At 61.1% G+C, this 20,387-nt stretch carries 19 protein-coding genes and 1 tRNA gene; 12 read left to right on the top strand and 8 right to left on the bottom strand.

The window, feature by feature from the left end:
* The gene (locus tag IH944_10275) at positions 1-1,062 is read left to right on the top strand and encodes a hypothetical protein (protein ID MCH7904938.1); all 1,062 of its coding nucleotides are present in this window, start codon (positions 1-3) and stop codon (positions 1,060-1,062) included.
* Positions 1,059-3,281 carry a hypothetical protein gene (locus IH944_10270; protein MCH7904937.1) on the top strand — a complete coding sequence of 741 codons (2,223 nt, stop codon included), beginning with the start codon at positions 1,059-1,061 and terminating at the stop codon, positions 3,279-3,281. The genes IH944_10275 and IH944_10270 overlap by 4 nt, the downstream gene beginning before the upstream one ends.
* Here the strand turns inward: IH944_10270 and IH944_10265 are convergent.
* A tRNA-Lys gene (locus tag IH944_10265) sits at positions 3,276-3,351 on the bottom strand. The two genes, IH944_10270 and IH944_10265, sit on opposite strands and share 6 nt — an antisense overlap.
* A 79-nt stretch (positions 3,352-3,430) precedes the next feature.
* Here IH944_10265 and IH944_10260 point away from each other — a divergent pair.
* Positions 3,431-4,468 carry a phosphoribosylformylglycinamidine cyclo-ligase gene (locus IH944_10260; GenBank protein MCH7904936.1) on the top strand — a complete coding sequence of 346 codons (1,038 nt, stop codon included), beginning with the start codon at positions 3,431-3,433 and terminating at the stop codon, positions 4,466-4,468.
* A 2-nt stretch (positions 4,469-4,470) separates the two neighbouring features.
* Here the strand turns inward: IH944_10260 and IH944_10255 are convergent, their stop codons facing one another.
* The 3 genes from IH944_10255 to IH944_10245 are packed head-to-tail and all read right to left on the bottom strand — an operon-like array spanning position 4,471 to position 7,086.
* Entirely contained in the window at positions 4,471-4,950 is a 480-nt protein-coding gene (locus tag IH944_10255) for an FHA domain-containing protein (GenBank protein ID MCH7904935.1), read from the bottom strand.
* On the bottom strand, positions 4,934-6,466 hold the full coding sequence (locus IH944_10250) for a hypothetical protein (GenBank protein ID MCH7904934.1): 1,533 nt from the start codon (positions 6,464-6,466) through the stop codon (positions 4,934-4,936). Before IH944_10250 ends, IH944_10255 begins: the two co-directional genes overlap by 17 nt.
* Entirely contained in the window at positions 6,460-7,086 is a 627-nt protein-coding gene (locus IH944_10245) for a hypothetical protein (protein ID MCH7904933.1), read from the bottom strand. Before IH944_10245 ends, IH944_10250 begins: the two co-directional genes overlap by 7 nt.
* Positions 7,087-7,335: 249 nt before the next feature.
* Between IH944_10245 and dnaA the strand changes: the two genes are divergently transcribed.
* From dnaA to IH944_10205, 8 genes are read left to right on the top strand one after another with little or no spacing between them, the layout of a single operon-like run.
* Positions 7,336-8,733 (top strand): chromosomal replication initiator protein DnaA, encoded by a 1,398-nt coding sequence (gene dnaA, locus IH944_10240; protein ID MCH7904932.1) that lies wholly within the window; start codon positions 7,336-7,338, stop codon positions 8,731-8,733.
* Positions 8,730-9,482: a creatininase family protein gene (locus IH944_10235; protein ID MCH7904931.1), complete on the top strand. Its 753-nt coding sequence runs from the start codon at positions 8,730-8,732 to the stop codon at positions 9,480-9,482. The genes dnaA and IH944_10235 overlap by 4 nt, the downstream gene beginning before the upstream one ends.
* 51 nt (positions 9,483-9,533) lie before the next feature.
* Complete coding sequence (locus tag IH944_10230; protein MCH7904930.1) at positions 9,534-10,079, top strand: hypothetical protein; 546 nt, start codon at positions 9,534-9,536, stop codon at positions 10,077-10,079.
* Between the two features lie 15 nt (positions 10,080-10,094).
* A complete protein-coding gene (gene hflX, locus IH944_10225; GenBank protein ID MCH7904929.1) occupies positions 10,095-11,360 on the top strand; it encodes a GTPase HflX in 1,266 nt (421 codons plus the stop codon).
* Positions 11,357-12,181, top strand: coding sequence for a peptide chain release factor N(5)-glutamine methyltransferase (prmC, locus tag IH944_10220; GenBank protein ID MCH7904928.1), 825 nt, complete (start codon positions 11,357-11,359; stop codon positions 12,179-12,181). Before hflX ends, prmC begins: the two co-directional genes overlap by 4 nt.
* Positions 12,182-12,202: 21 nt before the next feature.
* Positions 12,203-12,736 carry a peptide deformylase gene (gene def, locus IH944_10215; GenBank protein MCH7904927.1) on the top strand — a complete coding sequence of 178 codons (534 nt, stop codon included), beginning with the start codon at positions 12,203-12,205 and terminating at the stop codon, positions 12,734-12,736.
* Complete coding sequence (locus tag IH944_10210; GenBank protein ID MCH7904926.1) at positions 12,733-13,647, top strand: methionyl-tRNA formyltransferase; 915 nt, start codon at positions 12,733-12,735, stop codon at positions 13,645-13,647. Before def ends, IH944_10210 begins: the two co-directional genes overlap by 4 nt.
* 28 nt (positions 13,648-13,675) lie before the next feature.
* Positions 13,676-15,235 carry a PD40 domain-containing protein gene (locus IH944_10205; GenBank protein ID MCH7904925.1) on the top strand — a complete coding sequence of 520 codons (1,560 nt, stop codon included), beginning with the start codon at positions 13,676-13,678 and terminating at the stop codon, positions 15,233-15,235.
* On the opposite strand, the gene IH944_10200 is transcribed toward IH944_10205, so the two are convergent.
* From IH944_10200 to lpxK, 4 genes are read right to left on the bottom strand one after another with little or no spacing between them, the layout of a single operon-like run.
* Positions 15,232-16,155 (bottom strand): glycosyltransferase family 9 protein, encoded by a 924-nt coding sequence (locus tag IH944_10200; GenBank protein ID MCH7904924.1) that lies wholly within the window; start codon positions 16,153-16,155, stop codon positions 15,232-15,234. The genes IH944_10205 and IH944_10200 overlap by 4 nt on opposite strands.
* The gene (locus IH944_10195) at positions 16,139-17,110 is read right to left on the bottom strand and encodes a hypothetical protein (protein ID MCH7904923.1); all 972 of its coding nucleotides are present in this window, start codon (positions 17,108-17,110) and stop codon (positions 16,139-16,141) included. The genes IH944_10200 and IH944_10195 overlap by 17 nt, the downstream gene beginning before the upstream one ends.
* Positions 17,107-18,003 carry a lysophospholipid acyltransferase family protein gene (locus tag IH944_10190; GenBank protein ID MCH7904922.1) on the bottom strand — a complete coding sequence of 299 codons (897 nt, stop codon included), beginning with the start codon at positions 18,001-18,003 and terminating at the stop codon, positions 17,107-17,109. The genes IH944_10195 and IH944_10190 overlap by 4 nt, the downstream gene beginning before the upstream one ends.
* On the bottom strand, positions 17,987-18,961 hold the full coding sequence (lpxK, locus tag IH944_10185) for a tetraacyldisaccharide 4'-kinase (GenBank protein ID MCH7904921.1): 975 nt from the start codon (positions 18,959-18,961) through the stop codon (positions 17,987-17,989). Before lpxK ends, IH944_10190 begins: the two co-directional genes overlap by 17 nt.
* A 62-nt stretch (positions 18,962-19,023) precedes the next feature.
* On the opposite strand from lpxK, the gene mtaB reads away from it, so the two are divergent.
* Positions 19,024-20,337, top strand: a complete 1,314-nt coding sequence (mtaB, locus tag IH944_10180; protein ID MCH7904920.1) for a tRNA (N(6)-L-threonylcarbamoyladenosine(37)-C(2))-methylthiotransferase MtaB — start codon at positions 19,024-19,026, stop codon at positions 20,335-20,337.
* The last annotated feature ends 50 nt before the right edge of the window (positions 20,338-20,387 follow it).

The following is a 20,387-nucleotide window of genomic DNA, read 5'->3' as shown; positions in this document are numbered from 1 at the left end:
GTGACCGAACTCCAAGAACCGATTTTCATCAACGGATCGCACGGCGAAGGTGGCAGCGCCTTGCTGAGGACCGCGATCGCAGTTTCAACGCTCACGAGCCAGCCCGTTCGTATTCACGACGTCCGCGGCGCGATGCGGAAGCCCGGGCTGACGGCCGAGGACCTGACGACGGTGTATGCGTTCGCCGACTGCTGTGATGCCGACCTGGACGGAGCGGAGATTCAATCCTCTGAACTCAAGTTCCGACCGGGAGGAGAGAGCGGAGCGTTAAACGGGGTGTACGACGTGCAGTCCCACGAGAAAGGGAGAATTCCCGGCAACGCGCTGGTCGTCTTGGCCTCGCTGCTGCCGGTGATTGCCAGGTCCACAAGTTACAGCCGCGTAACGGTGCATGGCGAAACGCACGGCGAGAACACGATCTGCTTCGACGCGTTTCAGCGGTTGACGCTGTCGGCGCATCGCGCCCTGGGCATGTACGGGTTTAGCGAGTTGAAGGCGGCCGGATTTGGGTACGCGGGACGGGGCGAAGTTACGCTGGAAGTCGAGCCGAGCGCCCTCAATCCGGTGATGTGGGAATCGCGCGGGAGCCTGGTCGCGTGTACGGTCGATATCGCAACGAGCGGGCTTCGAGATGGAGCCGGTGAGGAGGCTGAGCTAATCGTGAAAAAGGCGCTCACGGAGGATTTGACCGAAGCGGAGTTTTGCCACTCTGCCCTTGAGTCGCAGACGAAGGGCGCATGCATCACCATCGCTGCCGAGTTTGAGCGCGGCCTGGGCGGCGGCTCTGCTTCCCTGAAAGGGCAAGAGACGATCGCAACCGTGGCGGCGCGTGCAGTCGACCGGTTTCGGTCGTGGTACCGAACGGATGCAACGGTGGACGCGTTCCTCGCTGACCAGATGTTGGTCGCCGCGAGCCAAGCCGACGGCAGCACGGTATTCACAACTCCAAATATAACGCGACGGCTCAAGACGATGGCGTGGGTCATCAAGCAGTTCATACCGCTGCAGATCACGATCTTCGGTCGAGAGGGCGAGGCGGGCAAGGTCTCGATTGAGCGATGACCTGGACAGTTGACTACGGTGCAGGACCGCAGCCCGTCGAACTGCCCCACGCTTGGAGGCAGGACGTGCCCGTCGCATGGGAGGGGCCGGCGGTTTACCGCACAGTTATCGACGTCAAAGACCGCGACATCTGGCTCGTCTTTGATGGTGTCAGCTACAGGGCGGAGGTTTCGTTGGACGGAGCGCCTGCGCTGGTCCACGACGGGCTCTGGGACGCGTTTGCCGTGTCGCTCGCCGCGCACGCTGGCAAAACCGTCGAGGTCACGGTCAAGGACACCAAGAACGGCGGTAAGACGTTCCCGGTCAAAGACGTGCTGAGCGGGTTCATTCCGTACGTCTACCACGCGTTTGGCGGCATCTACGGCGACGTTCGGCTCGTGCGCTCGCCGATCGACCCGACGGAGGCGCACCTGCCCGCGCCCGACCCGCGCGTCTCGGTCGACGGTCAACGGCTGTTCTTGGACGGCAAGCCGTTTTATATGCGCGGAGTGCTCAGCTGGGGCTGGTACCCGGAGCTGGGGCACATGAACCCCGCGGAGGAAGCGATCAGGGCGGAAATCCGAACGGCGAAGCAACTCGGGTTCAACACGATCAAGTTCTGCCTCTGGGTTCCGCGCCACAGGTTCTTTGAAATCTTGGAAGAGGAGGGGATGTGCGCGTGGCTGGAGCTGCCGCTTTGGGATCCGACGGACGATCTGGAGCGGCAAGCGAAGATGGAGCGCGAAGTCGGCCGGATCGTGAGACAGTACCGCCACCATGGATCGATCATCGCGTGGACCGTCGGTTGCGAGCTGAGCGGCGCGACCGGCCACGAGTTCCGGCGGCGCCTCGTGGAGATGGTCCAGCGCGAGACAGGGTGCCCGCTGGTCAAGGATAACTCCGGCGGTGCGGAAATGTATGGCGGCGACCTGCGCGAGTACGGTACGTTCGACGACTTCCACCCGTACTGCGATACCCACTTCTACCCCGCCGTCTTGGACTCTCTCCGAGCCGGAGCGCGAAAAAAACGGCCGATCCTGCTCGGCGAGTACAACGACTTCGACGTACACCGAGATCTACACGAATTGAGGGGGAAATCGCCGTTCTGGACCAGCCTAGAGCCCGACCTGAACGACGTCGGCGTCCGGTGGCAGCACGACCTGCCCTCAGTTTTGGAAGAATCACGCTGGACGCGCGAGGATAACGCCGCGCTAACTGCCTCTTCGAGGAAGAAGGGAGCATGGGTCAGGCGGCGCGTATCGGAGCACGTCCGATCTGTCGAGGACATCGCGGGCACCGTCGTCGCCGGCTGGCGCCACACGCCGATTTCGACCTCCGGCATGGTCGACGACACGTTGCAGCCGGTGTTCACACAGGAGGAGATGGACGCATGGAACAGCGACGCGATGCTGTTCCCGATCTTGACGCGCAGACCGCCGTGGGTTCACGGCGGCAACCGGCCCGGATGGCTCGACCCTCAGTGCTACTTCGTTGGCCAGGTGTTCCTGCGGCTCGGCGTGCATTCGGAGCAAGCCCGGTCGGGTGCATTGGCGTGGAGCTTGGGTGACGAACACGGCACCGGCCAGCACGTCGAGGTCGAGGGCTGCGTGCCGACGGAAGTGGCGCAGGTCAGCGTCGAAATCGAGTCGCCCGGCGAGTATCTCCTCAGTGCGGAATTCGACGGCGTCCACGCAGAATGGCCGATCTGGGTTGTGCCGAAGCCAGATTGGCGCGCAGTTAAGGGTTGGTCATTCGAAGACCCGGCAGGACTGCTTGAAGGAGTCGACTTGCCAGGTGGCAACCACCTTCTGACCACGAAGTTGGACGACAGAGCGCTCGATCGCGCTCGAGGCGGAGCCAGGATCGTCGCAATCTTGCAAGCGGACGGCACTGAGCAGATGCCGTTCTGGAGAGAGTGCGCCTTCGAGTTCTCGCCCGGCCTGCTCGATCTGTACCGGGACCGATACGAGCGGCTGTGGGCCGTGGCGAGCGATCGCGCCCTCGATCCTGCTTGGCTCCAAGAGCTGCTCGGCGACTTTGAAATCCTCATGAACAGGGTCGATACCCGGACGTACAAAGAGAACCCTTATGCGGTTCGCGCGGACGTCGGAAAGGGGTCGATCCTCATCCTGGCCCTAAGACCGCACGGGATGCTCGGCGCTCAGCCGTACGGCGTCGACCGCAACCCCGCTGGCAGCGAGCTGCTGCGCAGGGCGCTGTCCGAAGAGGGTTTTTGGTGAGCCGACTGGGACTTGAACCCAGGACCCACGCCTTAAAAGGGCGTTGCTCTACCAACTGAGCTACCGGCTCACGCGTGCAATACGATACCAGCCACGCGGCGCAACGTGGGTCAGCAGGTAGGACAGTGCCCACGGGTAAAGTTGACCATATGTCGGACGAGGAGACATCGTACGCTTCCGCAGGTGTTGACATTGCAGAAGCCACCCGCGCTCTGAACGCTGTCCGTGAGGCGATCGAGCGGACGTACGGAGATCGAGTCGTCGGCGGACTCGGTGCGTTCGGCGGTATGTTTCGGTCGTCGTTTCCCGACCTCCAGAATCCGCTCTTAGTAAGCAGCATAGACGGAGTCGGGACGAAGACCGCCGTCGCACAGATGGTCGGCGACTACAGCGGCATCGGCCGGGACATCGTCCACCACTGCGTCAACGACATCCTGTGCCAGGGGGCTCGTCCGCTGTTCTTCCTCGACTACTTCGGTTGCTCGTCGCTTCCGGCCAAGGCGTTCGAGCAGGTCGTGGCTTCTGCCGCTGCGGCGTGCGAGGCGACTGGCTGCGCGCTCATCGGTGGCGAGACGGCTGAGATGCCGGGCGTTTACCGCGAAGGAGAGATCGACGTCGTGGGGTGCATCGTCGGCGTCGTCGAGTTTGATAAGCGGCTTCCGCGCCCTTGCATGGGCGCGGGCGACCGGCTGATCGGGCTCGCTTCCAGCGGCTTGCACACGAACGGGTTTTCGCTCGCCAGGAAAGCGCTGTTCGAGATCGGCGGAGCGTCGGTCGATGACCTGCTGCCCGGAAGCGACGTGACCACAGGTTCCGCACTGCTGGCCCCGCACACGTGCTATCTGTCGGCGCTCGATCCGCTACTGAAGGACGACCTGATTTGTGGCCTGGCGCACATCACCGGCGGCGGGATACCCGACAACACGCGGCGAATAACCCCCGACGGCTTGCAGGCGGTCATCGAGAGGGGCGCGTGGACCCTGCCCGCAATATTCAGCGAGATTCAGGAGCGCGGCGGGCTGTCCGGCGACGACATGATGGAGGCGTTCAATATGGGCATCGGGATGATCGCGGTCGTCAAACCAGACTCGGCAACAGAAGTGAGAGAGCGACTATCCGCCAGTGGACAGGCAGCGTTCGACATCGGCGAACTACAGCCCGGCGAACCGTCCGTCAAGTTCGTCTAGCGCTACAGCCTGAAGTTGAATCGAGCGTTCCCGAGCGCGATCTGGTCGCCATCGACGATCACGGCCTTCTCGATGCGCTCGAAGTCGTCTCTCAAGATGAACGTCCCGTTTGACGAGCCGAGGTCTTCAATCTCGTAGACGTCGTCTTCCAATGTGATCTTTGCGTGCTTGCGCGAAACGTAGGATCCCTCCTCGACCTGTCCGAGATCGACTTCGATCGGTCCCACCGACGGATCGAACCGGCCGATGACCGCGGGTGGATTGATCTCGAACGAGATGTCGGTCTCCACGCCGTTTCTAACGAGGATCAGGCGCGGCCCCAGTGCAGTTTCAGCGTCATCATCGGTTTCTTCTGCGGCCTGATCGCCATCGCCGTCTTCCTCACCCGGCGCGTCCTCCTCCGAAGCCTCTTCCGGCACGGTCTCTTCTGCTACAGCCTCTTCCTCCTTCAGAACATCATCGTCGCTAGGAATCTGATTCATTCACTTCTCCTCGTCCAAGAGTGCGGGCAACGGCCAACACGATCGCGCTCACCAAGAGCCCCGGCAACAGCGTACCAAGCCCGAACTCCGTTCCGTCTGGGAGCTTCATCATCTGATAACCCGTCCCGAAGCCGATCTCGGCGCCACCGGGCAGCGTCATCATCCAATACTCGTTGCCCAGGCGATAGCTCCAAATGAGCCAGCTCACTGAGATTATGAACGCGGCAGCCATAGAAACGGAGATCGCGCGCCCGGAAAATCGCCTCTTGCCCAGCAAACCGTACGCCGCCATGACCGGCAGGAGCAGCGAACCGACCACGCATCCGCCCCACGCGTACCATAGCGACACGACGCTCGCACGGTTTAAGAACGCGATCACAACCGCCGCTACGCACGCAACGACGATGCCGATGCGAGACAGCAAAAGCAATTTGCCCTCGTCGCGGATTTGAAGCGCCCTGCCGATCAGATCGCGGCCAAACGTAGAGCCGCTCACGAGCGCGTAGCCGACCATCCCGGTGAGGACGGTGCCGAGGATCCCGGCCAGGAACATCGCCTTCAATCCGGCTGGCAAGATCGCATCGCCAAGAAGCGGATAGATCAGGAGCGGGTTGATGTGATCAGTGCTTGCGAAGGGGGATGACATTCGCTCGAGGACGTCTTTAGGCAGCAGCGCAAGCGCGTACATGCCCGTCGTGATCGTCATGAGGTCGAACAGGAACCAGAACCCGATGCAGACGAAAACCCCCTTGCGGCCAACCTCGGGCGAAGCCGCGCTTGTTACCCGTTGGTGGAAGCCGGGGTCGATCAGCGTCCAAGCGCCGAGTATCAAGAAGGAGATCACCGTGAGCCAGCCGGTGCCACCGTCCCAGGTCATCAACTCCGTGCCGCGAAATTCGCTCCACGCCTCGCCGATGGGGAACGTGACGAGGCAGTAGGTCGCGATGATCGCAAACCCGACGTACATCATTGCGAACGACAGCAGCGACACCCGAGCGTCGGCCAGCAATCCCCCCCTGAACAGAAAGAGAGTGCCCCCGATCGTCGCGATGATTACTGACCAGACGAGACTCCAACCCGTGAACGCCTGCACGAGGATGCCGAGCATCAGCACGTGCGCAGCCGGAGTGCCAAGGAGGAAGATCAGGCCCGACCCGATCAGCGCCGCGCCGCGACCGAACTTTGCGTGCAGTCTCTCTGGAATGGAGATCTGATCCGCTTGTCGGATGCGCCGCGCGAACACCAGCGCGTACAACAGCGCAAAGAGGTAGTACGGCACGCCGAGCAGCACCAAAGTTCCGAGACCGAAGCTGCGGACAGCCTCGCCGATTCCGAGGATTCCGGCGTACCAAGTTGCGACGAGCGTGGCCACGAAAATCGGAAGCGTCAGAGTGCGTCCGGCAGCAATGAATTGAAGCGTTGTGTTCTCGCGGAGCCTCGCAGAGAATCCGAGCGCAAGCACCGCGGCGAGAAACGTCCCCAGGACGAGGAGGTCCAGCCAACCGAGTGTTACCATCGCACTTCTGGCGTCTCCAGAAACAGCAGCGCGCAACCGCTGTCGAGCGAAGCTGTTATAACGGTTTCGACGGAGCAGTTCGACACGCTGAGCGCTCCCGATGGCGCGAGGGTAACTCCCGTGAGCGGCCACTCGACGCCAGAGAGTTGAACGCCGATGCAAACGTCCAAAGGGATGAGCGAAACGCGCTGCCCGCGACGGCAAGAAACGTCGAGCTTAACCCCTGGCCGGACCAGCCATCCGATCCCCCTTCGGTACGCAATTCGAACCTGCAAATGCGACTTTTGCGCACTAGAATACGTTGCGAGCACATGGTCGGGCAGGTCGCCTTCAGACCCTGCGAGAGTTACCGCCTGGTGGCCGTCGTTCTCAACTAGGTCGAGCAGTTTGTCGCAGTCGGTGGTGCTCTGGTCGGTCGACTTTTCCAGGCGCAAACCGTGCGAACTATCGAGAGACGTGAAGGAGTCGAAATCGCCGACAACGATCGGCTTGAATCCAAATCCGATCACACGATCAGCGCCGCAGTCCGCAGCGTAAATCACGTCCGCTGATGCACACCAATCGCGCAGACGCTGATCGGTCACGTCCCGACCTCCCAACATTCCAAGTACTCGATCCATTGACGCGCTTGAGATTAGTTTGTCCTGCATCCGCTATCCTGTGCGCGTCTGCCAAAGGAACTGCGCACAACGTTTTGAAAATCACTGAATTTTGAAACAACATTACGGCGATTTGCGTGCGCTAGGTACGGACAAGTCGGCGCGATGTTTTTCGCGCGAGCCCTTCAGAGAAAAAAGTGTTGCGCACACATCGTTCCGTGTGTATACTCCGGATCGTTCTTTGTCCCAATCGGGGCGTGTGATTTTTTAATGTCGAGTGATCAGTTATCAGTTTTTGACGAGGAAGGAGCCGTTCAAGTACAAGCGGTATGGAGGGCGTCCCTCAATCAACTTGCGTCGACTGTTCCCGGCACTGCACACGAGCGTTTCTTGAAACCGCTTACGCCGATCTCAGCGGACGAGGGCGTCGTCACATTGGCCGCACCGGGCAACTTTGTCGCGGAGTGGGTCAAGGACAAATACATCGATCGGATCGAGGCGGCGTTGAGCGGCGAGATCGGCGAACCGGTCCAGGTCAGGATCGTCGTTACGCCAAGGGAGAAGCCCGAGTTAGAAGCGGTCGAGGCGCAAGTTATCACGGCTGAGACTGCGGAGATTCCCGTCCAGAGGGGTTCGCGGTTCAAGCCGAATCCAGACTTTACGTTCGACAGTTTCGTCCTCGGGCAGAGCAACCGGCTGGCTGCGGGCGGGGCGAAGGCCGTCGCGACGTCGCCGGGCATGAAGTACAACCCGCTGTTCATCTATGGCCCTTCCGGACTCGGCAAAACCCACTTGCTCCACGCTATCGCCAACGAGATTCTTCGACGCGACCCCAGATTCCCGCTCGTGTACGTGTCCGGGCAGCAGTTCATGGAGGACTTCGTCAAGGCTCTGCAGCACAACCGGATCGACGAGTTCCGTCGTCGGCACCGAAGCGTCAGCGTCTGGCTGCTGGACGACGTGCAGTTCATCATGGGCAAGGAGAAGACCCAAGAAGAGGTGTTCCACACGTTCAACGAGCTGCACTCGGACGGAAAGCAGATCGTCCTTTGTGGAGACCGACCTCCGCGAGATCTGTTGGAGATGGACGAACGGCTGAGGTCTAGACTGGAGTGCGGGCTGGTGGCCGATGTGCAAATGCCCGATACGGAGACGAGATGCGCGATCCTGCAGAACAAGGCGCAGGCCGACGGTGTCCCCCTCGATCACGATGTTGCGATGTTCCTGGCCGAATCCGTCCCTGGCAACATCCGGATTTTGCAGGGCGCGTTGACAAAGTTGATCGCCGAGAGCAGCTTTTCGGACCGTCCGTTATCCTTGGAGCTCGCCACCGAGTTGGTTGAGAACTACTACAAGGCGATGTTGATCGTCAAGCCGGGCTTTGCGGACATCGTGAACGTCGTGTCCAAGCATTACAGGATCGACGTCGAAGCGATCCTGGGCATCTCCAGAAAGGCGCCGATCGCCCACGCCCGCCACGTGTCCGTGTACCTAGTCCGCGAGATCACGGGCGACTCGTGGAAGCACATCGGAACGCAGTTCGGCAACCGTGACCACTCGTCCATGATGCACGCGTTCACGAAGGTTCGCAACCTGGCCACACACGACCGGGATTTCTCGAACACACTCACGGCGCTCCGTCGGCAGGCTTGGCCGGAGGCCCCGTGAAGCTCGCCGACCTGACGTGGCAGGACGCCGACGATGTGAATCGCGATGTCGTCGTTCTGGTGCCGACGGGTTCGCTGGAACAACACGGTCCACATTTGCCGCTGTTCACCGATACGCTTCTTGTCACCGCCGTGGCTGAAGCGATCGAGGCTGAGCTTCCATCGAAGGTGCTTCTCACGCCGACCGTGTGGCACGGGTGCTCGGCACACCACATCTCGTTCGCGGGGACGGTTTCTGCGAGTTTCGAGGGGTATGAGGCTGCGGTGATGGAGATTGCTCGTTCGCTGATGCGAAACGGCTTGCGGAAGTTCTTCTTGATCAACGGCCACGGCGGAAACACGGAGTCGAACGGCATCGCCTGCCGCAAGCTCAAGGCCGAATCGCCGGACTGCATCTTTGGGCATTCCGGGTATTTCGCGTTCATCCCCGACGACGTCTTGGAGGCCGTGATGGAGGGACCGGCCAAGCGAATTCAACACGCCTGCGAAGCGGAGGCGAGTCTGATGATGCACTTGCACGGCGATCTAGTGCGCAAAGGCAGGCTTCGAGACGACGGCCTCAGCCCTGAGCCTCCCGTTCAGGGGCTGACGCTGTTCTTCGATGAAATCACGGAGCAAGGTTCCCTTGGCTATGCAACGCTTGCGACCGCGGAAAAGGGCAAGACCCTGTTCGACGTAGCGGTGAAGCACTCAGCAGAAAACATCGAGAGGCTGGCGGACGGCTTCGTTCTCAAGGGAATTGCTGAATAAAACTTTGAACTAGCGTAAGGTCGGTTCGTGTCGGAGTAGTATAGCGATATCATGCGATTACGATTGCCGGTCCTCGCCACCGCGCTGCTGTGCCTCGCTGTGCCGAACACCGCGTATGCAGACGAAGACTCGTACTTCGGACCCCAGTTCGGGCTGTACTTCCCGTCGGGCAATACCGTTCGGTCAGCGCTGGGAGATAGCTGGTTCAGTTTCGGAGCGAGTCGCATTCGTACGTTGAAGCTCCAGGAGCGCCACTGGGTGCACGACTGGTCTGGAATAAGCCAATCGCGGAATGGAAGCAAGATTTTCATCCTGACCGCGTCGGCCGGGTACGTCGTACCGTTCAATACGGGTTCCGAGAACTTCGAACCGTACATCGCCGTCCGAGCTGGTTTGTCGTACATCGATTACGCGATCAATACCGGCAGTGGGCGTCGATCCGCCAAGCGCATCGCGCCAAACGGAAACGCTGCGATTGGATTCAACATCAATCGACGGATCAACATCGAAGCGCGGTACGACATCTACACACAATATGATGGCTTGTCGTTCAACGGGCTGACCGTGGCGATTCGGATAGGGCTTGCTCGATTCTGAGCTACTGAGAAACGGATGTCGCACCCGACGGCGCGTGAGCAACCACCAGAGAGAATCTTTCTGGTGTTCGTCAACACCGACGTATCGGAAGATGATTACGTTGAGGCGGAGCTTGAGGGTCTTTGCGTTGCCGTAGGCGCAGAGGCCGTCGGGTCGCTGCGCCAGCGAGTTGGTAAACCGACTCGACCGACTTTCATCGGCAAAGGCAAGGTTGAGGAGCTGACATCGTACGCGGCAGAGGTTGAAGCGGACACCATCGTCATCGACACAGAGCTGAGCGGGACTCAGATTCGAAATCTAGAAGAAGCGGTAGGGAGGCGCGTCATCGATCGGACTCAGCTGATCCTTGACATCTTTGCCCGGCGCGCTCGTACCAAGGAGGGACAGCTGCAGGTCGAACTGGCTCAGCTTCGCTACAGGTTGCCCAGGTTGATGAGCGCCTGGACGAAGTTTGAGCGACAGCGAGGCGGCATCGGCATGAGAGGCCCTGGCGAGACGCAGTTGGAGCGAGACAGACGCACCGTGAACAAGCGGATCTCGAAGCTCAGCGCCGAGATCGACGGACATTCTCGTCACCGTGCCTTGCAGCGCGAGAACCGCAAGGCGAAGCCACACTCCGTAGTCGCCATCGTTGGCTACACCAGCGCGGGCAAGTCCACCCTCATGAACCGATTGGTGGATGCGGACGTCTTGGCCGATGCGATGCCGTTCGCCACGCTCGACCCGACGACTCGCAAACTGGAACTGGACAAGGGGTTTTCGTGCTTCCTCGTCGATACGGTCGGTTTCATTCGCCGTCTGCCGACACAGCTCGTCGCAGCGTTCCGCGGAACCCTCGAAGAGGTCGTCCATGCCGACCTGCTGGTACACGTCGTGGACGCGAGCCTGGAGGACTGGGAGCTGCAGCGCGATTTAGTCTTGGACACGGTCCGGGAGCTAGGTGCCGAGGACGTGCCGATGATCACCGTGTTCAACAAGATCGACCTCCTTAGTGACTCGTCTGTGGCAACAAGGCTGGTTGCGGAGTGGCCCGATTCGGTCGCGATCAGCGCTACGGTCGGCACCGGCATCCCCGATCTGCTGGACCTGATCGTTGCCAAGTGCGAGAGCAAGTTGGAGCTGGTCAAGGCGCTCATCCCGTACGATCAGACGCGCCTGGTCGAGTCGTGCCACCAGTTCGGAAGGGTGCTATTGAAGGACTACCGCGAAGACGGCGTTTACCTTGAGGCCGAACTCGTCCCTGAAATGCGGGCCAAACTCGAACGGTACGAAGTGCCGTGATTCTGCGAGAGGCGATCGCAACAGCCGAGGCGAAGCTCTGCAAGGCCGGGATCGAGGCGGCGCGTCTGGAAGCCCAGGTTCTTGCGGCAGAGGTTTTGGGCGAAGACAGAAGCTACGTACTTGCTCATCTTGATGACGGCTTCGACCAGGCGGCGTTCGCCCGGATCGTCGAACAAAGGTCGAAGGGGGAGCCGCTGGCCTACGTACTTGGTTGGCGCGAGTTCTACTCTCGCCGGTATGAAGTCAACCCGTCCGTTCTGGTCCCGAGGCACGAGACGGAGACGCTTGTCGAACTGGCATTGGATTGGATTCGCGATAGAGCCTCTGCGGTCGTTGCAGACGTCGGTACAGGCTCCGGCTGCATCGGGATCAGCCTTGCGCTGGAGTGCGGCACCTGTTCGGTGATCGGTTCAGACATCAGCGCTGACGCGCTGGACGTTGCAAAGGCGAACGCCCGAGCTCTCGGTGCCGAGATCGGGCTGGTCAGGTCTGATCTGGTGGATGCGTTCCGAGCGTCCTCGATCGATCTTATCGTATGCAATCCGCCTTATGTCGCAACGTCCGACGAGCTGCCTGCCGAGATCGAGCAGCACGAGCCGCACGGCGCTCTTTTTGGGGGAACGGACGGGCTAGACGTGTACCGCCGGCTGGCGAGCGAATGCGATCGCGTCGTTCGTTCGGGCGGGGCCATAGCCGTTGAACTGGGGGACCGGCGGGCTGAGGCCGTGGCGTCGCTGTTTGGCGAATGCGGCTGGCGGTTGATGCGAACGGCGGCAGATTTGCAGGGCATCGACAGGGCCAGTGTGTTTGAGCGCAGGTGACGAACCTGCCATAATTCGGCAATGCAGGTGGTCGTTCCAGAGGAGTTCAAGAGCCTGTACGTTCACGACGAGCAGAACCCGATCATCAAGTATCCCGCTGAGGTCTTAAGAACCGTAGCGGTGCCAATCAAACGGTATACGCGCCGCTACCAGACAGTCGGCGACAACATGGTTCGCGTCATGAATGACGCGCGCGGGTACGGCCTCGCCGCCCCTCAAATCGGGATCAGCGAACGAATAATCGTGCTCGCCAGCGACGGCAAGCCGACGATCATGTTCAATCCGGTCGTCGTCGGCTCTGAGGGGACGCAGCTTGGGGAGGAGGGGTGCCTTTCGATCCCCGGTCTATTCGGCATGGTCGAGAGAGCCGAGAAGGTCGAGGTTGAGGCGTTGGATCGCAAAGGCCGCGAGTCGACCTTTCGCTTCGAGGGTCTTGACGCGCGCGTTGTCCTGCACGAGATCGACCATCTTGACGGAGTGCTGTTCATCGACAAGGCGGACCCGACGACCTTCCGCTGGGAGATGCCAAAGACAGCTGAAAGTGACCCTGAATGAAGCTGGTTTACTTTGGGTCGTCGCAGTTCGCCGTGCCAGCGCTCCGTGTTCTGGCCAGCGACATCGCCTTGGTCGTCTCGCAGCCCGCCCGCCCGTCGGGGCGCGGTCTAAAGCTTCACCCGACGCCGGTGGCGGAGGCCGCTGCAGAGATGGGGCTTGCGGTCGTTACACCTGACCGCTGTCGAGACCCTCAGTTCGTATCGAAGCTCAAGACTGTCGAAGCGGACGCTTTTATCGTAGCTAGCTACGGGCAAATACTGCCCAAGAAGGTGCTGGACTTGCCGCGCGCCGGGTGCTTCAACCTTCACGCGAGCCTGTTGCCGAAGTACCGCGGCGCAGCGCCGATCCAGTACGCGCTTCTGAACGGTGAAGACGTGACCGGAGTGACGCTCATGCTGATGGACGAGCGGATGGATACAGGAGGCGTGATCGCTGAAGAGGCGATTGGCATCGGACGAGAAGAGACAGCCGGCCAGCTTCACGATAGGCTCGCAGCACTGGCTGCTCAGCTGGTGAAGACTTGGATCGTCCCCCTCGCCGCCGGTGACTTCGAGGCAACGCCACAGGACGAAACCAAAGCCAGCTACGCGAAGAAACTAGAGAAGTCGGACGCCCAGCTCAACCCGGTGAACTCGGCTCAAGACGAGTTCAACCGTTACCGTGCGTGCACTCCGGCGCCCGGCGCGTTCCTCATGACGGGGTCCGGCCCGCTCAAGGTTTTGCAGGCTAGTTTGTCGCCCGACGAAGCGGGCCCGCCAGGCACGGTCGTATCGATCAAGCCGAATATGGTCGTGGCGTTCGGTAAGGGTGCGCTCGAGCTGATTCAAGTGCAGCCAAGCGGCAGAGGGCGAATGACCGGCACGGATTATGCGAATGGGGCACACTTAAAGCCAGGAGAGCGTTTACTCTAGTCACACGAGGCGAAGCCAGGTAACCGAAATGCAACAGAAAATAATGGTCCGGACGGTTCTGATCCTCTTCGCCATTGCAGTTATCTTCTTTGGCTACAACTCGCTGGCGGATTGGCTGATCGATCCGGACATCGGCAGCACCGACACCGCCGGCTGGATCGTTGCGGTCGAGCAACTTCCGGACGGCTCTCGCGCAGTCATGTTCACGGCTGACGGAGAAAAAGTGAACTCGAAGGGGTACGAACCGGGGACGTTGGACCAGGATCCCAGGTGGCGCCCCGACGGCAACCGCGTGTTCTTCGTCAGCAATCGCGACGATAACCAGTACAACATCTACCGCTGGAATCCGGACAAGAACGCTGTTGTGCAGAGGTCTACAGGGAGCCGGGCGAAGTCGACTCCGTACTATGGCCCTCCCGATTATCCAAATTTGCTGGAAAGCGGCATGATCGTCTCAGCTGGATACGTCATGGACTACAACCAGCGCGACGGGACATTGCGGCAACTTCTGCCGCCGATCGGTAGAGAAAGAACAGTTGGAGACGAGGAGGGCGGCGCCGCTGGCCAGTTTGATACCCAGTACCGGAGCATCGGTAGCAGCTTCAAGGACGCAAAGTGGGGCGCAGACAGAAGGGTCATCTACGCGGTGATGCGCAGAGACGCGCAGATGGACGAGGTTTTTGTCGTCAATTTGATGAAGCCGATTGGGCTGTCTCAGCCCGGTCCGATCCCGCTGTTCGCCGGCAAGAGAATCGAGTTCGACGTAGGACCAAACGGAACGGCCGTTGTCGCGGTCGAGGGATTCGCCCTTGCGAACCCGAACGCCGCTGACAACGAGTTCATCAAGGAAGGCCGCGTGTTGCTTCCATGGCGCAACTGCCTGTTCGCGATCACGGTCGACAAAGACGGTGCCCCGCAAAGCACTCCGATGTTCTTCGATCGGCCGGAGACCGGCGTTATGACGGCGCCGATTACCGAAGAGTTTCGGCGGCAGCACGACGTTCCGAGCGACATCCAAGGTCTCGCCGTCCAACAAGTCGCACCAGATTCGGCGGCTGACAGGATCGGCATTTCGGTCGGCGACGTGCTCATGAGAATCAACGGCCAGCCGGCGACGGACGACGAGGCTGTCTTCAATGCGCTCAGAGAGGTCTTTTGGGCTGATACGGCGGAGTTCGAGTTTTACAAATCAGCTGGGGACGATCCCGGCGTGAAAACCGTCCAGTACCGGTTCTGGGCGGAGCCTGGCGTGTTCGCGCGACAGCCAGCGATCTCGCCTGACGGCAGGCGAGTCGTCGTAGCAATCGGACGTGGGGCGGTGGAACGTGAGTTCTCGCCGGGCAGCCTCTTCGTCATGCCGATCAAGGAGGCTGGTATGTACGAAGGCCAAGCCGTCGTAAACGGCGAGGTCGCGGAGCCTCGCTGGCACCCGTCAGGGACGACAATCGTGTACTTGAAAGCTGGGCCCGCCGGTGACCGGCAGATTTACACGATCAACGTCGACGGCACAGGGGAGCAAAATGTCTCAGGCGGCACGGGCAACTATATGAGCCCGTCGTTCAGTCCACAGAAGCGCAAGGAAGACTAGCCGGAGATCGCAGCGGTAACCGCGTCGTGCACCGAGTCAACGTCGATGTGCGCGAGCCCTCTAGGATCGTACAGCGCGCGATGCCTCTGGCCGTACGGGCACGTGCGTTCTGGGCGCGTGACCGAGTACATCGAGATAGCGGGAACACCGAGCGCGGCCGCAATGTGCGAGCTGCCCGTGTCACCACCGACGTGTGCCTTCGACAGGCTGATGAGTGCGACCAGCTCTCTGACCCGGGTCTTTCCGATCAAGTCGATCGCTGCGCCGCAACCGTGCCCGCGAACCTCGTCGAAAGCCGCGCGGTCCGACTCAGCGCCGATGAACGCGACCGTCGCGCCGTCCGCTGCCAGGCGATTGGCCAACTGTGCAAACGATTTGGCCGGCCACCGCTTACTCGCCCAACCAGCTCCCGCGTTGCAGATCACGAGGCGACCGTCGCCGACCATCGCTTTCACCTTTGCAACGTCGTCCTGGTTCGGGACGAGCCCAAATACGGCTTCGTCCGCGACCCCTCCCGCAGCTCTAGCGACATCGACGTACTGGTCGACGACGTGCAGGCTGGTGCGATCCGGCTTCACGGCTTGTGTGAAGATCCACGCGAACTCCCTGCGCCAGTGATAGCCGAGCTTCCTGCCCGCGCGGACCAGGGCGACCACCGAGGCGGACTTCAACAGACCTTGAAGATCGAGCGCAACGTCGAACTCTCCTAGCTCGCTCGCGGTTTTTCGCCATGATCGCGGGCGCCTTGGCCAATCGACGATCTGATCGACGTTCGTGCACAGCTCGACGACACCGCGGAACCTTGCATCGACCGCCCACACGATTTCGGCGTCCGGAATTCCGGCCTTCAGCGCTCCGGCAGCGGGCAGAGTGCAAACGACGTCGCCGAGCGAAGATAGCCGACTAATTAGAATGCGCACGGGCCACCCCCTGCAAGCTGTTCTCTACTGCTGCCGCAACGTCGCTGGGCGGGATGCTCTTAGCCCTCTTGCCGTTGCGCAGCACTGTGTTGAGCGGCGACCACGGTGCGTATCGTGCCGGATCGGTCGGGCCGAACAGGCTGACGGTCGGCACGCCAAAAGCCGCTGCGGCGTGTCCGGTCCCCGTGTCAGCGGCGACGTGCACGGTGCTGTCGGCGACCGCCGCAAATGCCGAGCTCAGATCGCACTTTCCAACGAAGTTCTGGACGTCCGGGTGCTCTATCACCGGATCTGTCGGGCCGCCGAGCGCGATGATCGTTCGGTTCGGCTTTGCCAGCAACTCTGCTACTTCGCTCCACAGTTCGGCTGGATATATCTTCCACTTGGCGCTGGTTCCAGTCTGAATCGTGATGACCTGGCCAGATTCGGTCGCGCGTTCCAGCTCTGGCACAGCGTGCCTGAACGTCGGCAGGTACGGCTTCTCCGGTTCCGTGATTGGCAGCAAGCTGTTGACCAGACTGATGTTGCGCTCGACTTCGTGCTGAGGCAGGTTTTCGTCGTCCCTGACCGGATTCAGCATGCGCACAAACCGATCCGTGGCGGAAGACGACACTCTCTGTCTCGGATTGGCGAGCCGCAGAAGCAGCGCGGTCTTGCTGTGCCCGTGGAAGTCAAACCCGTAATCGAATTTATGTCGACGCAACAGAGTGTAGGCGACGACCTGTTCGCGCCATGTGGCTGGCGACCACCGCTGACTCTTCCACCTTTCCCGCGGCAGCTCGTGGCAGAGGTCGACCATGCGATCGGTGTCGATGACGCTGGCAAACTGCGACTGGACGGCCCACGCGATATAAGCCTTGGGGTACGCCAAGCGTATGCCGGTCACTGCCCACGCCGACATGATGCAGTCGCCGATCGCGCTGAACCGAACGATGAGCACGCGCGGCTCGCTCACAGGAGCCCCTCTAGGCGCGCGGCCCTCCAGCGGTCATGTAGCCACAGCCACTGATCGGGGGTTTCCCGGATGACGCTCTCAAGCTTATCGTTGATCGCCCGCATCATCCCCTCTCCCTTGGCGTCGTAGCCGCTGTACGGTTGGAGAGGGTCGTGAAACTCCATCCTGTATTGAGACGGACCCACATAGCGGCAGAACACCGGGATGACCACTGCCCCGGTCCGATCGCTGATAACGCCTGGTCCAAGCGTGGTGCCCGCCGGTTTTCCAAAGAACGGGAGGAAGGCTTCGTACGCGTTTTGATCTGGCGTGATCGCGACGATCCCGTTGTCGCGGAGCCTACGGACGATCTTGATCGCCGCGTCTCCACGAGCGATCAGTTCGGTGCCAAGGCCCTGCCGGAGGCCGTAAACTATGTGGTTGACCCCCTCTTCGTTGGCGTCTCTGACCACGATGCTGATCTTATATCCGTGGACGGAGAGCCAATCCGGAATGCGCTCAAAGTTGCCGAAGTGGCCGGTAATGAGAAGCACGCCTTTGCCGCCCTCCAGCGCTTTTTCGAGCTTCTCAATGCCTACGACGGTCATTGAAGACTCTAGCTCGGCACGGCTTCGCTTTGCGCCCATCAGAAAGTCTGTTCCCGCCCGGCCGAAATGCTCGAACACCTTTTTGGCTAACACGGCCGCCTCATCGGCAGGCATGTCTGGAAAGGCCAGCCGGAGGTTGTTCTGACACGTGAGGCGCCTACGCCTGTCCAGACGCCAGTACAACCTGCCGAATCGAGTGCCAAACCTCTCGACCTGCGCAGGGTTCTTCCGCGTGAGATATCGCTGGATCATCCTCATGGTCGGTGCGGCGACCCAGGCGATCAACCGTTTAGTCAGTCGCTTCATTCAATCTCTTCTTCAACCAGTCGCGAAACTCTTCGGCAGGCTCGATCTGGACTTCATAGCTGGCAATGACAATGCGCCACGGCTCACCGATTTTTCTCGATTTCAACTTGACCCAGTCCTTTTCGGTCACGACGACTGGCAGCATCGGGTTCAAGTCCTGGAGCAGCTTGCGCGATTTGAGTCGATCGTGATCGGGGAAGAACTTGTACTCCTCGACGGTGTTGCCATGATGCTCTAGAGTATCGACGAATCGGGAAGGCCGGGCAAGAGCGCACAGCGCGTTGATCGGACCGAAGATTTCGGCCGGCGACCCGTCCGACTCGTAAAACGTCAGAGACTCCATTCCAATCGTGAATTTTCCTGGAATCGTAAGGTCCGCCCGCATCAGACCAGTCGCCCGCGGCTCGCGATACGGCCCCGAAGGCAGGCAGAAGCGGTTATGGTATTCGGGCACGTCCAACACGATGGTGACGTCTTTGGCCAACGGCAGGTGCTGAAACCCGTCATCGAGCAGCAGAGTCGCGTCGGGGTACAGGTCGCGACAGATTTGCGCTGCGCGAACGCGGTCCTGGCCGACGATGAGCGGCACGTCAGGGAGCTTGTTGCGGATCATCGCCGCTTCGTCGCCCCATTCGGACGGCTCGAGTTCGCCAGTCGGCGCCGACGTCGCGCCAGCCGATCTTGGAGAGCCGTACCCGTTCACGCTCATGACGACATCACGGCCCAACTTGCGGATCACTCCGGCAACGTGGATCGCCAGCGGAGTCTTGCCCGACCCGCCGACGATGAGGTTTCCGATACAGACGACTGGGGCGTGAGGCCGAACCGGCTTCTTGATCCCGAACTTGTACACCGCCTCGTATATCAGCCATCCACAGGCGTACACGAGCGCTAGCGGCAACAGGAGCCACGCCTCTGTGCCACGATCGTCCCAGATTTTCTGCCAGTTGATTCCCATCGCTCAGCCTGATTTTGACAGGTTCGGACTTCGCAGCCCAGGGACGGCGTACAATACGAGCCGTGCCGACGGCGGCGTTCACCACCCTGGGTTGCAAGGTCAACCAGTACGAGACGCAGAAGATCCTGGAGTCCTTCGAGGCGGCCGGGTTCGCCGTCGTGCCGTTCAACCAGCCCGCCGACGTCTACGTAATCAACACTTGCAGCGTGACCTCGGTCGCGGAGTCCAAGAGCCGCTATACAGTGCGGCGCGCGACCAGGACCAACCCCTCGGCCAAGGTGATCGTCACTGGCTGCGCCGTCCAGATGGGGATCAACAAGGGCGTCGAGATGGAGGGCGCGCACGTCGTCGTCCCGAACCCGTCGAAGCTCGAGACGATAGATTTCTTCTTCCGCCAGTACCCCTCGTATGAGAAGTGGGCAAAGGAAGAGCCGTCGCGGACGACCGTCAAGCCTTTCCAGGGCCGCACCCGCGCAACGCTGAAGATCCAGGACGGCTGCGACGTGATGTGCTCTTACTGCTCGATCCCCTTCACCCGCCCGGGCATGCGATCCCGCCCGTGGCACGAGGTGTTGAGTGAGGCGCAGAAGCTCACCGAGCAGGGTTACAAGGAGGCGATACTGACCGGCGTCCTGATCGGTGCGTACGGCCCCTCGACCGGCAGCGAGGGGCTGTCGTTCGAGGAGCTGGTGACGAAGCTTTCTGCTGAATCCGGCCTTGAGCGTATCCGCATCTCGTCTATCGAGATGCACCAGGTCACAGAGCCGATCCTCGCGCTGGTCGAAGACGGCCACGTCGTGCCGCACTTCCACATCCCGCTGCAAAGCGGCGATACGCAGGTGCTGAAGGACATGAACCGTCGGTACGGCCAGGCCGAGTACCTCGCGCTTTGCGACCGCCTCTACGCGCGCTTCCCGCAGCTGTCGATCACGACCGACGTGCTGGTCGGCTTTCCGACCGAGACCGAGGAGCGGTTCCAGTCGTCGATCTTCGTTTTCGAGCATGTCAAGTACCTCAAGGCGCACGTCTTCCGCTTCTCCCCGCGCTTCGGCACTCCCGCCGACGAGTGGGGCGACCCGGTCGATGTAGATACCAAGAAGGAGCGCTCTAGGCGGTTGATCGAGATATCGACCCGAACCGGACGCGAGCACGTCCGCAAGTTCCTCGGCCGCACGATGCGCGTGCTGGTCGAAGGCAAGACCAAGAGGGAGGAACTGCTCGAAGGCACCACCGACAACTGGATCACGGTGCGCATGGCTGGCTCCCCGTCCCTCGCCCGCACCATGCAGTGGGTCCGATTGGAAGAAGAGCGCGACGGCGTCGCGTACGGCGAGATCGTCGCGGAACCGGTCGCTAACGAGATCCGCGTGATGTAGCCGCATCCTTTAGGCCGCGTCCGGACGTATTGGGCCGTGCTTTCAAATGG

The sequence above is a fragment of the Armatimonadota bacterium genome (assembly GCA_022563855.1).
Taxonomy (GTDB): domain Bacteria; phylum Armatimonadota; class Fimbriimonadia; order Fimbriimonadales; family Fimbriimonadaceae; genus JADFMN01.
The sequence above is the reverse complement of the archived record's forward strand: the minus strand, read 5'-3'. Positions and strand labels throughout refer to the sequence as shown.

What these genes read in the sequence shown, in the direction of transcription:
- IH944_10270 (MCH7904937.1), top strand. Translation starts at nt 1,059, where the DNA reads ATGACCTGGACAGTTGACTACGGTGCAGGACCGCAGCCCGTCGAACTG.
- IH944_10260 (MCH7904936.1), top strand. Translation starts at nt 3,431, where the DNA reads ATGTCGGACGAGGAGACATCGTACGCTTCCGCAGGTGTTGACATTGCA.
- IH944_10255 (MCH7904935.1), bottom strand. Translation starts at nt 4,950, where the DNA reads ATGAATCAGATTCCTAGCGACGATGATGTTCTGAAGGAGGAAGAGGCT.
- IH944_10250 (MCH7904934.1), bottom strand. Translation starts at nt 6,466, where the DNA reads ATGGTAACACTCGGTTGGCTGGACCTCCTCGTCCTGGGGACGTTTCTC.
- IH944_10245 (MCH7904933.1), bottom strand. Translation starts at nt 7,086, where the DNA reads ATGGATCGAGTACTTGGAATGTTGGGAGGTCGGGACGTGACCGATCAG.
- dnaA (MCH7904932.1), top strand. Translation starts at nt 7,336, where the DNA reads ATGTCGAGTGATCAGTTATCAGTTTTTGACGAGGAAGGAGCCGTTCAA.
- IH944_10230 (MCH7904930.1), top strand. Translation starts at nt 9,534, where the DNA reads ATGCGATTACGATTGCCGGTCCTCGCCACCGCGCTGCTGTGCCTCGCT.
- hflX (MCH7904929.1), top strand. Translation starts at nt 10,095, where the DNA reads ATGTCGCACCCGACGGCGCGTGAGCAACCACCAGAGAGAATCTTTCTG.
- def (MCH7904927.1), top strand. Translation starts at nt 12,203, where the DNA reads ATGCAGGTGGTCGTTCCAGAGGAGTTCAAGAGCCTGTACGTTCACGAC.
- IH944_10210 (MCH7904926.1), top strand. Translation starts at nt 12,733, where the DNA reads ATGAAGCTGGTTTACTTTGGGTCGTCGCAGTTCGCCGTGCCAGCGCTC.
- IH944_10205 (MCH7904925.1), top strand. Translation starts at nt 13,676, where the DNA reads ATGCAACAGAAAATAATGGTCCGGACGGTTCTGATCCTCTTCGCCATT.
- IH944_10190 (MCH7904922.1), bottom strand. Translation starts at nt 18,003, where the DNA reads ATGAAGCGACTGACTAAACGGTTGATCGCCTGGGTCGCCGCACCGACC.
- lpxK (MCH7904921.1), bottom strand. Translation starts at nt 18,961, where the DNA reads ATGGGAATCAACTGGCAGAAAATCTGGGACGATCGTGGCACAGAGGCG.